This window comes from Reella acinonychis, assembly GCF_052828705.1.
Map to the genome: position 1 here is coordinate 752,894 of NZ_CM128256.1, position 13,916 is coordinate 766,809.

General features: G+C 39.0%; 13 protein-coding genes. 8 read left to right on the forward strand and 5 right to left on the reverse strand.

Translation table 11 applies throughout. The features are described from left to right. The first annotated feature begins 3 nt into the window (after positions 1-3). The 4 genes from ispG to ACUXZ4_RS03720 are packed head-to-tail and all read left to right on the forward strand — an operon-like array spanning position 4 to position 4,528. Positions 4-1,110, forward strand: coding sequence for a flavodoxin-dependent (E)-4-hydroxy-3-methylbut-2-enyl-diphosphate synthase (gene ispG, locus ACUXZ4_RS03705; RefSeq protein ID WP_464973695.1), 1,107 nt, complete (start codon positions 4-6; stop codon positions 1,108-1,110). A 25-nt stretch (positions 1,111-1,135) separates the two neighbouring features. After that, positions 1,136-2,407, forward strand: coding sequence for a histidine--tRNA ligase (gene hisS / locus ACUXZ4_RS03710; RefSeq protein WP_464973696.1), 1,272 nt, complete (start codon positions 1,136-1,138; stop codon positions 2,405-2,407). A 12-nt stretch (positions 2,408-2,419) separates the two neighbouring features. Continuing rightward, positions 2,420-3,031 carry a YfgM family protein gene (locus ACUXZ4_RS03715; RefSeq protein WP_464973697.1) on the forward strand — a complete coding sequence of 204 codons (612 nt, stop codon included), beginning with the start codon at positions 2,420-2,422 and terminating at the stop codon, positions 3,029-3,031. 54 nt (positions 3,032-3,085) lie between these two features. Next, positions 3,086-4,528: an NAD-dependent succinate-semialdehyde dehydrogenase gene (locus ACUXZ4_RS03720; RefSeq protein WP_464973698.1), complete on the forward strand. Its 1,443-nt coding sequence runs from the start codon at positions 3,086-3,088 to the stop codon at positions 4,526-4,528. A 43-nt stretch (positions 4,529-4,571) separates the two neighbouring features. Here the strand turns inward: ACUXZ4_RS03720 and sodA are convergent, their stop codons facing one another. Beyond that, on the reverse strand, positions 4,572-5,237 hold the full coding sequence (gene sodA, locus ACUXZ4_RS03725; RefSeq protein ID WP_464973699.1) for a superoxide dismutase [Mn]: 666 nt from the start codon (positions 5,235-5,237) through the stop codon (positions 4,572-4,574). 261 nt (positions 5,238-5,498) lie between these two features. On the opposite strand from sodA, the gene rsuA reads away from it, so the two are divergent. Genes rsuA through ACUXZ4_RS03740 form a run of 3 tightly spaced genes read left to right on the forward strand, consistent with a single transcriptional unit; the run spans position 5,499 to position 7,617 of the window. Beyond that, on the forward strand, positions 5,499-6,194 hold the full coding sequence (gene rsuA, locus ACUXZ4_RS03730) for a 16S rRNA pseudouridine(516) synthase RsuA (protein ID WP_464973986.1): 696 nt from the start codon (positions 5,499-5,501) through the stop codon (positions 6,192-6,194). Then, positions 6,191-7,381, forward strand: coding sequence for a Bcr/CflA family multidrug efflux MFS transporter (locus ACUXZ4_RS03735; RefSeq protein ID WP_464973700.1), 1,191 nt, complete (start codon positions 6,191-6,193; stop codon positions 7,379-7,381). The genes rsuA and ACUXZ4_RS03735 overlap by 4 nt, the downstream gene beginning before the upstream one ends. Next, the gene (locus ACUXZ4_RS03740) at positions 7,381-7,617 is read left to right on the forward strand and encodes a zinc ribbon domain-containing protein (protein ID WP_464973701.1); all 237 of its coding nucleotides are present in this window, start codon (positions 7,381-7,383) and stop codon (positions 7,615-7,617) included. The genes ACUXZ4_RS03735 and ACUXZ4_RS03740 overlap by 1 nt, the downstream gene beginning before the upstream one ends. A 249-nt stretch (positions 7,618-7,866) precedes the next feature. Here ACUXZ4_RS03740 and mglC read toward each other — a convergent pair whose 3' ends face one another. From mglC to ACUXZ4_RS03760, 4 genes are all read right to left on the reverse strand, one after another. Then, positions 7,867-8,877: a galactose/methyl galactoside ABC transporter permease MglC gene (gene mglC / locus ACUXZ4_RS03745; protein ID WP_464973702.1), complete on the reverse strand. Its 1,011-nt coding sequence runs from the start codon at positions 8,875-8,877 to the stop codon at positions 7,867-7,869. An 18-nt stretch (positions 8,878-8,895) separates the two neighbouring features. After that, positions 8,896-10,413, reverse strand: a complete 1,518-nt coding sequence (gene mglA / locus ACUXZ4_RS03750; protein ID WP_464973703.1) for a galactose/methyl galactoside ABC transporter ATP-binding protein MglA — start codon at positions 10,411-10,413, stop codon at positions 8,896-8,898. A gap of 53 nt (positions 10,414-10,466) precedes the next feature. Beyond that, the gene (gene mglB / locus ACUXZ4_RS03755; protein WP_464973704.1) at positions 10,467-11,459 is read right to left on the reverse strand and encodes a galactose/glucose ABC transporter substrate-binding protein MglB; all 993 of its coding nucleotides are present in this window, start codon (positions 11,457-11,459) and stop codon (positions 10,467-10,469) included. Positions 11,460-11,615: 156 nt separating this feature from the next. Next, a complete protein-coding gene (locus tag ACUXZ4_RS03760; protein WP_464973705.1) occupies positions 11,616-12,629 on the reverse strand; it encodes a substrate-binding domain-containing protein in 1,014 nt (337 codons plus the stop codon). Positions 12,630-12,847: 218 nt separating this feature from the next. Between ACUXZ4_RS03760 and galT the strand changes: the two genes are divergently transcribed. Beyond that, positions 12,848-13,891 (forward strand): galactose-1-phosphate uridylyltransferase, encoded by a 1,044-nt coding sequence (gene galT, locus ACUXZ4_RS03765; protein ID WP_464973706.1) that lies wholly within the window; start codon positions 12,848-12,850, stop codon positions 13,889-13,891. Positions 13,892-13,916 lie beyond the last annotated feature (25 nt).

Genomic DNA, 13,916 nt, shown 5'->3' on the forward strand with positions numbered 1-13,916 from the left:
ATTATGTCATCATTTAAACCTTCAATTAAACGTCGTGAATCGACAAAAATTTATGTGGGAAATGTGCCGGTCGGTGGAGATGCGCCTATTGCAGTGCAATCAATGACTAATACGCGTACCACTGATGTGGAAGCCACTGTTGCACAAATTAAATCTTTAGAACGTGTTGGCGCGGATATTGTGCGTGTTTCGGTGCCAACAATGGATGCAGCGGAAGCTTTCAAATTAATTAAGCAACAAGTGAATGTGCCACTAGTTGCAGATATTCATTTTGACTATCGCATTGCCTTAAAAGTCGCGGAATATGGTGTGGATTGTTTACGTATTAATCCAGGTAATATTGGACGTGAAGATCGTATTCGTGCAGTAGTAGATTGCGCTAGAGATAAAAATATCCCTATCCGTATTGGTGTGAACGCAGGTTCTTTAGAAAAAGATTTACAGGAAAAATATGGCGAACCAACACCGGAAGCCTTATTGGAATCGGCGTTACGTCATGTGGAAATTTTAGATCGCCTTAACTTTGATCAATTTAAAGTGAGCGTGAAAGCCTCGGATGTGTTTTTAGCGGTGGAAAGTTATCGTTTATTAGCCAAAGCTATTAAGCAACCTTTGCATTTAGGCATTACTGAAGCGGGCGGTTTTCGTGCTGGCGCCGTAAAAAGTGCGGTGGGTTTAGGCATGCTTTTAGCTGAAGGCATTGGTGATACTTTGCGTATTTCATTAGCAGCTGATCCAGTGGAAGAAATCAAAGTGGGTTTTGATATTCTTAAATCATTACGTATTCGTTCACGTGGCATTAATTTTATTGCTTGCCCAACTTGTTCGCGCCAAGAATTTGATGTAATTGGTACAGTGAATGCCCTTGAACAACGTTTAGAGGATATCATCACACCAATGGATGTTTCCATTATTGGTTGCGTGGTAAATGGTCCAGGTGAAGCATTAGTTTCTGATTTAGGCGTAACGGGTGGCAACAAAAAAAGTGGCTTCTATTTAGATGGTGAGCGCCAAAAAGAACGCTTTGATAATGATGATCTCATTAATCAATTGGAAGCAAAAATTCGCGCCAGAGTGGCAGCGCAAGACCCTAAAAATCGAATTATTTAAACAGAATTACAAGTAGGAAAATAACGTGGCGAAAACAATTCAAGCTATTCGCGGAATGAATGACTGTTCCCCAACTGAAAGTCCATTATGGCAATGGATTGAAGGAAAAGTGCGCTCAGTTTTACAGAATTATGGTTATGCAGAAGTACGTATGCCAATTGTTGAGAGCACACCGCTTTTTGCGCGTGCAATTGGTGAAGTAACGGATGTTGTTTCTAAAGAAATGTACACCTTTTGGGATAATGATGAACAACTCACTTTACGTCCAGAAGGTACAGCGGGCTGCGTGCGCGCGGCGATAGAACATGGTTGGATTTATAACCAAGAACAACGTTTATGGTATATGGGACCTATGTTCCGTCACGAGCGTCCACAAAAAGGGCGCTACCGTCAATTCCACCAAGCTGGCGTGGAAGTATTCGGTATTCCTAATCCAGAAATTGATGCTGAACTCATTATTTTAACGGCGCGTTTATGGAAAGAGTTAGGTATTGATCAGCACGTGAGTTTGCAACTAAATTCTATTGGTTCATTAGAAGCACGTCAAAATTATCGTTCTGCTTTAGTCGCGTTCTTGCAACAACATATTGATTTGTTAAGTGATGAAGAAAAAGAACGCTTAGTGAAAAATCCACTGCGTATTTTGGATACTAAAAACCAAGCTTTGCAAGAAGTGCTTAATGATGCGCCAAAATTGTTGGATTATTTGGATGATGATAGTCGCGAGCATTTTGCACAACTTTGTGCATTATTGGATGCAGTCGGTATTAAATATGAAGTCAATCCAAAACTGGTGCGCGGTTTAGATTATTATAATAAAACCGTTTTTGAGTGGGTAACGACAGCATTAGGTGCGCAAGGTACTGTGTGCGGTGGTGGACGTTATGATGGCTTAGTGGAACAATTGGGTGGCCATGCGACGACAGGCGTTGGTTTCGCCATGGGATTAGAGCGTTTGGTGCTATTAGTTCAAGAAGTGAATAAAGCCATTCCATTACCAAGTGCGGTGGATATTTATGTGGTTTTCCAAGGCGAAGGCACTACACTTGCAGCATTCCAATTGGCTGAAAAACTTCGCTCAAATTTACCGCACTTACGCACCATGTTGCATTGCAGTGGCGGTAACTTTAAAAAGCAATTTAAACGTGCGGATAAAGTCGGGGCAACCTTAGCGATAGTGATTGGCGAAACAGAAGTGCAGAATAAACAAGTTGTTATCAAACATTTGTTGAGCGGTGCCGAGCAGCAAACTGTGGCATTAGATGAAGTTGTTGCCTATATTGAACAACATATTTAAAAGGAAAGTAAAATGGCTTATACCAGTTTAGAAGAACAAGAATTAAATGAAATTAAATCTTGGTGGAAAGAAAACTACAAAACGCTTATTGCGGCGGCTGTTTTAGGTTTTGGTGGTGTAACAGGTTGGAACTATTGGCAAAGTTATCAAGCGAATAAAATCCAAGAAACTGCGGCGCAATATGATCAAATCATTTATTCAAATGCAGATGAAGCAACACAAAAAGCACAAATTGATGCTTTTGTGAAAGAGAATAGTAAAACTGCTTATGCAACGTTTGCATTATTAGAACAAGCGAAAGTGGCAGTGACTAAGCAAGATTACGTAGCTGCAGAACAAGCTTTAAGCCAAGCTGTCGCCCAATCGCCAGATAGCATTTTAGCTTCAATTGCGGCGATCCGTTTAGCCGAAGTGCAATTGCAGCAGCAACAATGGGATAAAGCATTGCAAACATTAACTTCTGTTAAAGATACAAGTTGGGATGGACGTAAAGCGTTAATCACTGGTGAAATTCAATTAGCAAAAGGCGATAAAGCAGCTGCTAAACAGAGTTTTGAAACTGCAATAAAATCAGGATCTGATCTTGAACGACAAGAAGCACAAGTGCGGTTAAATAATTTATAATTTTTGCAAAGCTTGGGTAATGCCCGAGCTTTGTTGTTTTTAAAGGAGTGAAAAATGGAATTAAGTTTATTGCGGACGCAAGCATATATTAATGGGCGATTTGTTGAGGCGGAAGATCAGCAAACCTTTGATGTATACAATCCTGCTGATAGACAACTCATTGCGAAGGTCGCCAATATTGGTCAAACACAAACGGAGCAAGCGATTCAAGCAGCAAAAATTGCACAGCAAAGCTGGAAGAAATTAACGGCGAAGTCGCGTTCAAAAATGCTGATGAAATGGTATGAGTTAGTGATGCAACACCAGGAGCAACTTGCGTATTTGCTAAGCTTGGAACAAGGGAAACCTTTAGCAGAAAGTCGTGGCGAGATCGCTTATGGTGCGAGTTTTATTGAATGGTTTGCGGAAGAAGGCAAACGCGCCTATGGTGACATTATTCCGCAAGATAAAGAAAATCGCCGCTTATTAGTGATTAAGCAACCTGTTGGAGTTGTAGCCGCAATTACGCCTTGGAATTTTCCTAATGCAATGATTACGCGTAAAGCCGCTCCAGCACTTGCTGCAGGTTGTAGCATTATTATTAAACCATCACCTGAAACACCATTATCTGCTTTGGCATTGGCAGAGCTTGCTCATCAAGCGGGTATTCCTCAAGGCGTGTTCAATGTGTTACCAACGGATAAAGCAGAAGAAGTGGGTGATGTTTTAACACAAAGTGAAGATGTGCGTAAATTGACTTTTACAGGTTCCACTAAAGTGGGCAAAAGTTTAATGGCAAAATGCGCCAATACAGTAAAAAAACTCAGCTTAGAATTAGGAGGCAATGCACCTTCTATTGTATTTGATGACGCTGATTTAGATCAGGCGGTGGACGCGGTGATTGCGTCTAAATTCCGTAATGCAGGGCAGACATGTGTTTGTACTAATCGAATTTATGTGCAATCAGGTGTTTATCGTGCTTTTGCCGACAAATTAGCGCAAAAAGTGCGGTCTTTTTCAGTAGGGATTTTTACTGATCCTAAAACGGATATTGGTCCTTTAATTAATCAAAGTGCGGTGCAAAAAATTGAAGCTCATATTGCGGATGCCGTAAAACAAGGTGCGACTATTAGGCTTGGGGGACAACGCCATCAATTAGGTGGTACTTTCTTTGAGCCAACTATTTTGGAAAATGTTACTCAGAATATGCAAGTTTGCCATGAGGAAACCTTTGCACCTTTGGCGCCATTAATCGAGTTTGATACGGAACAGCAAGTGATTGATTTTGCAAATAATAGTGAATTTGGTTTGGCTGCTTATCTTTACACTAAGGATTTAAGTCGAGTATGGCGAGTGAGCGAAGCTTTAGAAGTAGGGCTTGTTGGAATTAACGAAGGAGTGATTTCTAATGAAATGGCGCCGTTTGGAGGCGTGAAGCAGTCTGGTCTGGGAAGGGAAGGCTCTCGTTATGGCTTAGAGGAATTTCTTGAAATAAAATATCTGTGTATGAATGTATAAAAAATCGGCTCATTGAGAGCCGATTTTTCATTGATAAAATAAATTATTTACCTTGGCAACCGCAACCAGAAGACACTTTTTTGTCAAAGCGTGTATTTGCGAATTCCCAGTCAACTACATTCCAGAATTCTTTGATGTAGTCTGGACGACGGTTTTGGAATTTTAAGTAATAAGCGTGTTCCCAAACGTCTAAACCAAATAATGGGTAGCCTTCACAACCTGCAATTTCTTTACCCATTAATGGGTTATCTTGGTTTGCAGTTGAAACAACAGATAATTTACCTTCATCTGAAACCACTAACCATGCCCAACCCGAACCGAAACGCGTTGTTGCCGCTTTTTCGAATTCAGCTTTGAATGCGTCTACAGAACCGAAATCGCGTTCGATAGCTGCTTTTAATGAACCTTGTAAGGTTGTTCCTTTTCTTAATGATTTCCAGAATAATCTGTGGTTCGCATGACCACCGATATTGTTACGTAATGCAGTAAATTTGTCTGCTGGTACATTGCTTAAATGTTTTTTCAAGAATGAGCCTGGGCAACCTTGTGCTGCTAATTCAGCAAACTCTGGGATGCTTTCTAATGCTGCATTTGCATTATTGACATAAGCCTGATGATGTTTACTGTGATGAATTTCCATTGTTTGTGCATCAAAATGAGGTTCTAATGCATCATAGGCGTAGCCTAATTCAGGTAAAGTATAAGCCATAAAATTCTCCTTAATCGTAGAGCTAATTTGTTAGGGACGATGTAGCCGACAAGGGCTAAGGTTAATCGTTAGTTGTGCTATTTACTTTTTAGACAAATGTCTATAAAGATGGGCTTATATTAGCAGAATTCTTGATTTAGATCATTAAAAATGCCTATTTTCTGTTAAAAGAATTCTGATTTATATACTGAGAAAGTGGGATGAATTTTTTAGATGAGAAGCGTAGAATAGCGGATAAATAATGGAGAACAATATAACATGATGAGATTAGATAAATTTCTAGCAGAACAAACGGGATTAACGCGCTCACAAGCCAACAAAGTATTACGTCAAAGTGCGGTGCAAATTAACGGAGAAATTGAAAAAAATGGCGCAAGGAAAGTGAGTGCAGAAGATGAAATTCTTTTTGAAGGCGAGCCTTTGGAATGGTTGGATGGCCCTCAATATTTTATGCTACATAAACCACAAGGCTATGTTTGTTCTAATGATGATGGCGATTATCCGACCATTTATCAATTTTTTGATTATCCTCTCGCAGGAAAATTGCATAGTGCAGGGCGTTTAGATGTAGATACCACAGGATTAGTTTTACTCACTGACGATGGACAATGGTCGCATCGTATTACTTCGCCAAAGTTCCATTGTGAGAAAACCTATTTGGTTACCTTGGCTGATCCTGTTGAAAGCCATTATCAACAAGCTTGTGAGCAAGGCATTTTATTACGAGGCGAAAAAGATCCTACAAAGCCAGCGAAGTTAGAAATTATTGATGACTATAATGTGAATTTAACCATTAGTGAGGGGCGCTATCATCAAGTTAAACGTATGTTTGCCGCATTGGGCAATAAAGTGGTGGCTTTGCACCGTTGGCGAATCGGTGATATTCAATTAGATGAACAATTAGATGAAGGTGATTTTCGCGCCTTAACACAAGAAGAAGTAGAACATTTTTTATGATATTGAAAAATCGAGCATTATTTATTTTAACGTTAGCCATGTTATCAATGCTTCCACCTTTGGGCATTGATATGTACTTGCCTTCGTTTTTACAAATGGCGAAAGACTTGGAAGTGAGTCCAGAACAAGTGCAATATACGCTCACTTTTTTTACCTTTGGTATGGCAGCAGGGCAACTTTTTTGGGGACCTGTGGGGGATAGTTTTGGGCGAAAACCCATTATGTTGCTAGGCGTGAGTATCAGTGCTGGCGTTTCCTTTGTGCTAACCAGTATCAATTCTATTGAAAATTTCACCGCACTTCGCTTTGCACAAGGTTTTTTCAGTTCGGCGCCAGTAGTGTTAGTCGGGGCATTATTACGTGATTTGTTTAACAAAAATGAATTATCAAAAATGATGTCCACTATTACCCTTGTGTTTATGGTTGCTCCTTTACTAGCACCTATTGTGGGTGGCTATATCATTAAATTCTGGCATTGGCACAGTATTTTTCATGTGATTATGGCGATTGGTATTTTGGCAACCCTTTTAGTCGCATTGATCATTCCTGAAACCCATAAAAAAGAAAATCGTATTCCATTGCGTTTAAATATTATTGCAAAAAACTTTGTGAGCTTATGGAAACAAAAGGAAGTACTTGGCTATATGTTTTCCTCAGGTTTAGGATTTGGTGGTATGTTTGCTTTTATTACTTCCGGTTCTATTGTGTATATCGGTTTATACGGTATTGCTCCCGAAAATTTCGGTTATTTCTTTATGCTTAATATCAGCGTGTTAGCGTTAGGTTCGTTTTTAAATGGTCGTTTGGTATTTAAGATGGGCGCTGAACGTATGTTACAAATTGGATTGGCTATTCAATTGGCTGCAGGATTATGGTTGATTTTAGTGGCTTTGTTTGATTTAGGTTTTTGGCCAATGGCACTAGGTATCGCCTTATTTGTCGGGCAAAATTCCTTAATTTCATCAAATGCAATGGCATCTATTTTGGAAAAATTTCCTAATATGGCAGGCACTGCAAATTCTTTAGCAGGAACTGTACGTTTTGGTATTGGCGCTTCTGTTGGTTCACTGGTAGCGCTAATGAAAATGGACAGTGCAGCGCCGATGCTTTATACCATGGGTGGTTGTGTGATTTTAGCGGTATGTTGTTACTATTTCCTTACATTTAAGCAAATTAAGGAGGCATAATGGCGTTACAAAAATGTCCTGAATGTCGGCATAAAATCAGCGATAGTGCGAAATCCTGCCCTCATTGTGGTTTCTCTTTTTTAGAAAGTGATTTAGCATTGTATCGTCAGAAGTTAGAACAACGTCGTTTGCATAATGAACAGTTAAATAAGCAAAACCAAAAAGTCCAGTTGTTTTGGTTAATTCTATTCCTCGCCATTATCATTGGTGTCATGTTGTGGAATCAATTTGCTTAAAAGTGCGGTGGATTTTTGCCAACTTTTTAAGTGAATATAGATTATATCACTAGCGCATACACCATGAATTTTAAATTAACATCTAGGGACGCCATGTTGCTGTCAAGTGATCTTAATTTATTTTATTGATGGATATCCGCAATGATGTCCCTACAATCCATTGCATCTATTGGGTTGTGTGCAGTGGCAGCGTAGCGCCAAAATAAATAAAGGACGCGATGAGCGTCCTTTGGTTTAGATAGAAAGAAATTATTTTTTCTTCGCATATTTGAGTGAGTCAATTGCTACTGCGAAGATGATAATGCTACCTTTGATGATGTATTGCCAATATGGGTTAACGCCGATGTAGGTTAAGCCGTAGTTGATAACAGTGAAAATTAATACCCCAGTTACTACACCGATAACGGTACCCACACCACCAGCGAATGATACACCACCTACCACACAAGCGGCGATAGCATCTAATTCATACATAAAACCTAAGTTGTTGGTTGCAGAACCGATACGACCTGCTTCTAACATACCACCGAAACCGTAGAACATCCCAGCGATCATATAAATAACCACGAGGTTACGTGCTACGTTTACCCCAGACACGCGCGCAGCTTCAGGGTTTCCGCCGATAGCGAAGATATTTTTACCGAAGCGTGTTTTATTCCACATAATCCACACAATGATAGATGCAATGGCTGCATAAATCGTGATGTAGGAAAGGTTAAATGATCCAACGCGGAAGAAACCTTGAGTGAAATCTGCAAAACTGTCATTAAAGCCAGCAATTGGTGATGAACCTACGGCATCGTAGTAGAGAGAGTTAATACCATAGACGATAATCATGGTCCCCATTGTGGCAATAAATGGCGTTACATTCAGATAAGCAATAACTAAACCATTGATTAATCCAATTACTGCACCCGCTGCACAAACTGCGAGGATAACGACAGGAATTGGTATTTCCCCTAAATTTGGGAATACCTTATTCATATTGTCCATAGCTTGTAATAGGGTTGCGGAAATCACCGCTGCTAAACCCACTTGACGACCAGCGGATAAGTCAGTCCCTTGTGTAACAAGCAACCCAGCTACACCGAGTGCGATGATTAAGCGAACAGATGATTGTGTCAGAATATTACTAAAATTGCGTAAACTTAAGAAACTTGGGTCTTGTGCAATAATAATTGCCAAAAGCACCAATAATACGAAGTAAATCGCATTCTGTTTCAGAAAATCTAAGGATTTATTTTTATTGAGTGCGGACATAATACTTTCCTTCTATTTTTATAAATATTTTGCAGCTAATTGCAAGATTTCTTCTTGGGATGTGTTGGCTGTTTCCACAATGCCAGCGACTTTACCATTACTCATCACCAGAATTCTGTCGGTCACACCCAATAATTCAGGCATTTCAGATGAAATCATGATAATCCCTTTCTCTTTTTGTGCCAGTTGCATAATTAACTGATAAATCTCATATTTTGCCCCGATATCAATGCCTCGAGTTGGTTCATCTAACATGAGTATTTCGGGTTGGGTTAATAACCAACGGCCAATAACGACTTTTTGTTGATTACCACCAGAAAGTGAACCAATGTTTGTTTTGTGAGACGGGGTTTTTACATTCATTGAATCAATTACCCATTGTGTATCGCTTTTCATTTTTTTACTGCTGAGTAAACCAAGAGAAGCGATATAGGATTTCATATTGGAAATCAATGAGTTAAATTCAATGCTTAGGTTGGCATAAATCCCTGTAGAGCGACGTTCTTCCGTCACAAGTGCAAATCCATTGTTAATGGCCTCAAGTGCGGTGGAATTTTTCATTGTTTTGCCATGCAACTTGATTTCGCCACTTGCGCGTTCGCGTACACCAAATATGGTTTCCACAATATCGGTTCGTTTTGCACCTACAAGTCCTGCAATGCCCAAAATCTCGCCTTTACGCAGTTCAAAGCTGACATTTTGAATAGAAGGTTGATTTTTAGCCGTTAGGTTTTCAACTTGCAAAATCACTTCTTGTGGCGTATTGGTTTTTGGCGGGAAACGTTGGGTTAATTCACGTCCTACCATCATTGATACAATACTATCCATGGTGGAATCTTTTACTGCAACAGTGTTGATCCATTTACCATCTCGTAAAATCGTGATTTCATCACAAATTTTAAATATTTCGTCCATTTTGTGCGAAATATAGATAATGCCACAACCACGTTCTTTTAATTTCTCAATGATTTTAAACAGATGTTCCACTTCTTTTTCGGATAGAGAAGACGTCGGTTCATCCATAATCACGATTTTGGCATTATAAGAGAAGGCCTTTGCAATCTCGATCATCTGCATTTGTGAAACAGAAAGATTTGCTACTTTCTCTTTTGGATCAATATTGATGTCTAATTCATCAAAAATGGCTTTTGTATCTCGATACATTTTGGCATGATCAACAAATACCCCTTTCAATGGGTAGCGACCAAGCCATAGATTATCCATTACATTACGTTGGCGAACGAGGTTCAATTCTTGGTGAACCATGGAAATCCCATTTTCAAGGGCTTCTTTTGATGTTTTAAAATTGACGGGGTTACCTAAAAAAAGAATTTCGCCTTCATCTTTGGCATAAATACCAAATAAACATTTAAGTAGCGTCGATTTTCCTGCGCCATTTTCACCCATTAGGGCATGAACAGAGTGCGATTTTACAGTGAGATTTGCGTTATCAAGCGCTTTTACGCCAGGAAAGGATTTACTGACATTTTTCATTGTCAGTAGCACTTCACCTTGTTGTATCCTTTGTGCTGTCATATCCAACCTCATAAAAACAAAAGGGGAGACAGTTCTCCCCTATAAGTGGATGATTATTTTAAGAATTCAGAAAGATTGTCTTTATCAACACCAACATATGGGATACGTAAGATTTTATCTTTTAATTCCCATTTTGTGCCTTCAGCAATTGGTTTGCCTGCGGCTAAGTTGTTTGATAATTGAACAATAGCTTTACCTTGGGTCACGCCATCATTTAATACGGTACCTGCAATTTCACCTTTTTGGATTAATTGTAATACTTCAGGTAATGCGTCCACACCAAAGATTGGTAATTTTTTACCATGTGCTTTAGTTGCTTCTAATGCACCCATCGCCATACCATCATTGTTTGCAATGATAACTTCGATGTCTTTCGCTTTTGAGCTAGATAACCATGCATCCATTTTGTCTTTTGCTAACGCTGCATCCCACATGCCTGTATCTTGGAACAATTGCTCAGTTTGGATGCCAACAGCATTTAATTGTTCAACAACATATTTAGTACGAGCTTCTGCGTCAGGGTGACCCGGTTCACCTTTTAATAATACGAACTGGATTTTACCATCTTTATTTAAGTCAGCTTCTGTATGCGCTTTCCAGTATTTAGCAATTAAGTCACCTTGAATAACGCCTGACTCTTGTGGGTTAGTACCTACATAATAAGCGTTTTCATAGCTCATAATGGCTTTATCGCCAGGGTCTTTATTGAAGAAAATCACTGGAATATTGTCAGGTTTTGCTTTACCAATGATGGTTTTTGCAGCTGAAGGATCAACTAAGTTGATTGCTAAGCTTTTTACGCCTTTAGAAATTAACACGTCAACTTGGTCATTTTGAACAGACTGTGCATTTTGCGAGTCGTTCATTAATAATTCAATACCTTTATATTGCGTTGCTTCTTTTTCGATTTCTTTACGCATTAATGACATAAAGTTATCATCGTATTTGTAAATAGTTACACCAACACGATCCGCTGCTTGAGCTGATGTTGTTAATGCACCTAAACCTACAGCTAACGCTACTGCACTTAATACTGATTTTTTCATAGTGATATTCCTCTTTTTAAGTGAATAAATGTAAGATTACTCAATAGATTTTTTTACAACTCAAGTTACTGCATTGAGTAATATGTATTACCATACCTTTTTTTTTACTTGAATACTGTGATCTATTTCACAATATCAGAAAAAACATGAAAACGTTTACAAAATATCTTGTGATTGATGGCTTGATGTAGAAAAACGTCGCACCACAGTTGGATTAAATTGCGTATGAATAGGTGTTTCAATATCCTTATTCACCAAACTTAATGCCAGTCTTGTGGCATAATTTGCCATTAAATCAATAGGATAACGAATGGTTGTTAGTTTTGGTACCAGCTGGCGAGAAATTGGCATATCATCAAAACCAATGATTGAGAATTGGTGTGGTACATTGATATTGTTTTCGTGTAAGACAGATAATGCGCCTGCTGCCATGCTGTCATTGTAAGCAACAACCGCAGTTAAATCAGAGTGATAGCTTAATAAATCAATCATTGCCGCTTCGCCACCCTCAAAATCAGGTGTACTTTGCACCGCACTATTTTCAATAATGGGTAATTTATATTGCTGAAGTGCGGTTAAATATCCCAACTTTCTATCGCGTTCATCATTAATTTGATGATTAGAACCAATATAACCAATGCGTTTATGCCCTAATTTAATCAGCATTTCAGTGGCTAAAAAAGTACCTCTTTGGTTATCAAGGCTAACACAGCGATTTTCATATCCTTTGATATTACGGTTGATAATGACCATGCCGGGTACATAGTCTAAGTAATTCTTTAGTTCTTCATCAGAAAGCGCTTTAGAATGGACTACCAAGCAGCTGCAACGCTTGCGTAGTAATGTTTCAATGGTGCTGCGTTCTTTCTCTGCATGGTGATAACCCATACCCACTAAAATTGTTTTATTATATTCTGAAGCAACTTGATCCACTGTTTTAACGAGAATTGCAAAGAACGGGTCTGATACATCCGTTACTACAACACCGATAGTATCTGTCGTTTGTAGTGCTAATGCTTGTGCATTGGCGTTGGGAGAATAACCTAATTTTTGCACCGCACTTTCTACTGCTAAGCGTGCTTTTTCACTGCAAGAGGCATTATTAAGAACACGAGAAACTGTTGCAACTGATACGCCAGCTTGTTTTGCAACATCACGAATGGTAATCATCGTATTTCTCCTTATTCAGAAAATATTTTGTTCATCATAAGAAAACAAAAAGAAGTTGAAAACGGTTACGTTGTAAAAGTGTTACCTATGTCACAAAAAAGGGATATTCAATAGGGGGTTATTGCTGAATTTGTGATCTTAATCACAGTTTATTTATAAGATTATGCTATCTTATGGCAAAACCTTTTTGTAATCGTTTTCATATTTTGGAGTGTCATATGCGATTTGAACCGACCGAACACCCACATCGTCGCTATAACCCACTCATTGATCAATGGGTTTTAGTGTCACCTCATCGAGCGAAGCGTCCATGGCAAGGGCAACAGGAAAAAACAGCAGAAGAGCAAAAGCCTTCTCATGATCCTACTTGTTATTTATGTCCACGCAATAAACGCATTACAGGGGAACCAAATCCTGATTATAAAAGCCCCTATGTTTTTAAAAATGATTTTTCTGCGTTATTAGAGGATACGCCGAGTCCAGAAAAATCAGATTCTCCTTTATTCCAAATGGCACAAGCACGAGGCGAAAGTCGCGTGATTTGTTTCTCTCCTGATCATAGTAAAACCTTGCCTCTGTTATCTGTTGACGAGATCAAACAAGTGATTGATTTATGGCAACAACAGTTACAAGAATTAGGGCAAAAATACCAATGGGTACAAATTTTTGAGAATAAAGGTGCCGCAATGGGCTGCTCAAATCCGCATCCTCATGGACAAATTTGGGCAAATAGTTTCTTACCAAATGAAGTTGCAACAGAAGATCGCACGCAGCGTGATTATTTTTCCCAATATAATTCAGTGATGTTATTAGATTACGCACAAAAAGAATTAGCACTGAAAGAACGTATTGTAGTGGAAACGGAGCATTGGCTTGCAGTAGTGCCTTATTGGGCAACTTGGCCATTTGAAACTCTATTAATGCCGAAAAAAGCGCACATTAAGCGTTTAACTGATTTAGATGAAGAGCAATCCAAAGATTTGGCATTAGCATTAAAACGGTTAACCACTAAATACGATAACTTGTTTGAAACTTCGTTCCCATATTCTATGGGATTCCATGCAGCGCCTTTTAATGGGCAAGATAATTCTCATTGGCAGCTACATGCTCATTTCTATCCACCGTTATTACGTTCTGCAACAGTGAGAAAATTTATGGTGGGGTATGAAATGCTAGCTGAAAGTCAACGTGATTTGACCGCAGAGCAAGCTGCAGAACGCTTAAGCAATTTGAGTGAAGTCCATTATAAACTGAGCAAATAATGAATTGAATGTGAAAGGAATAAGT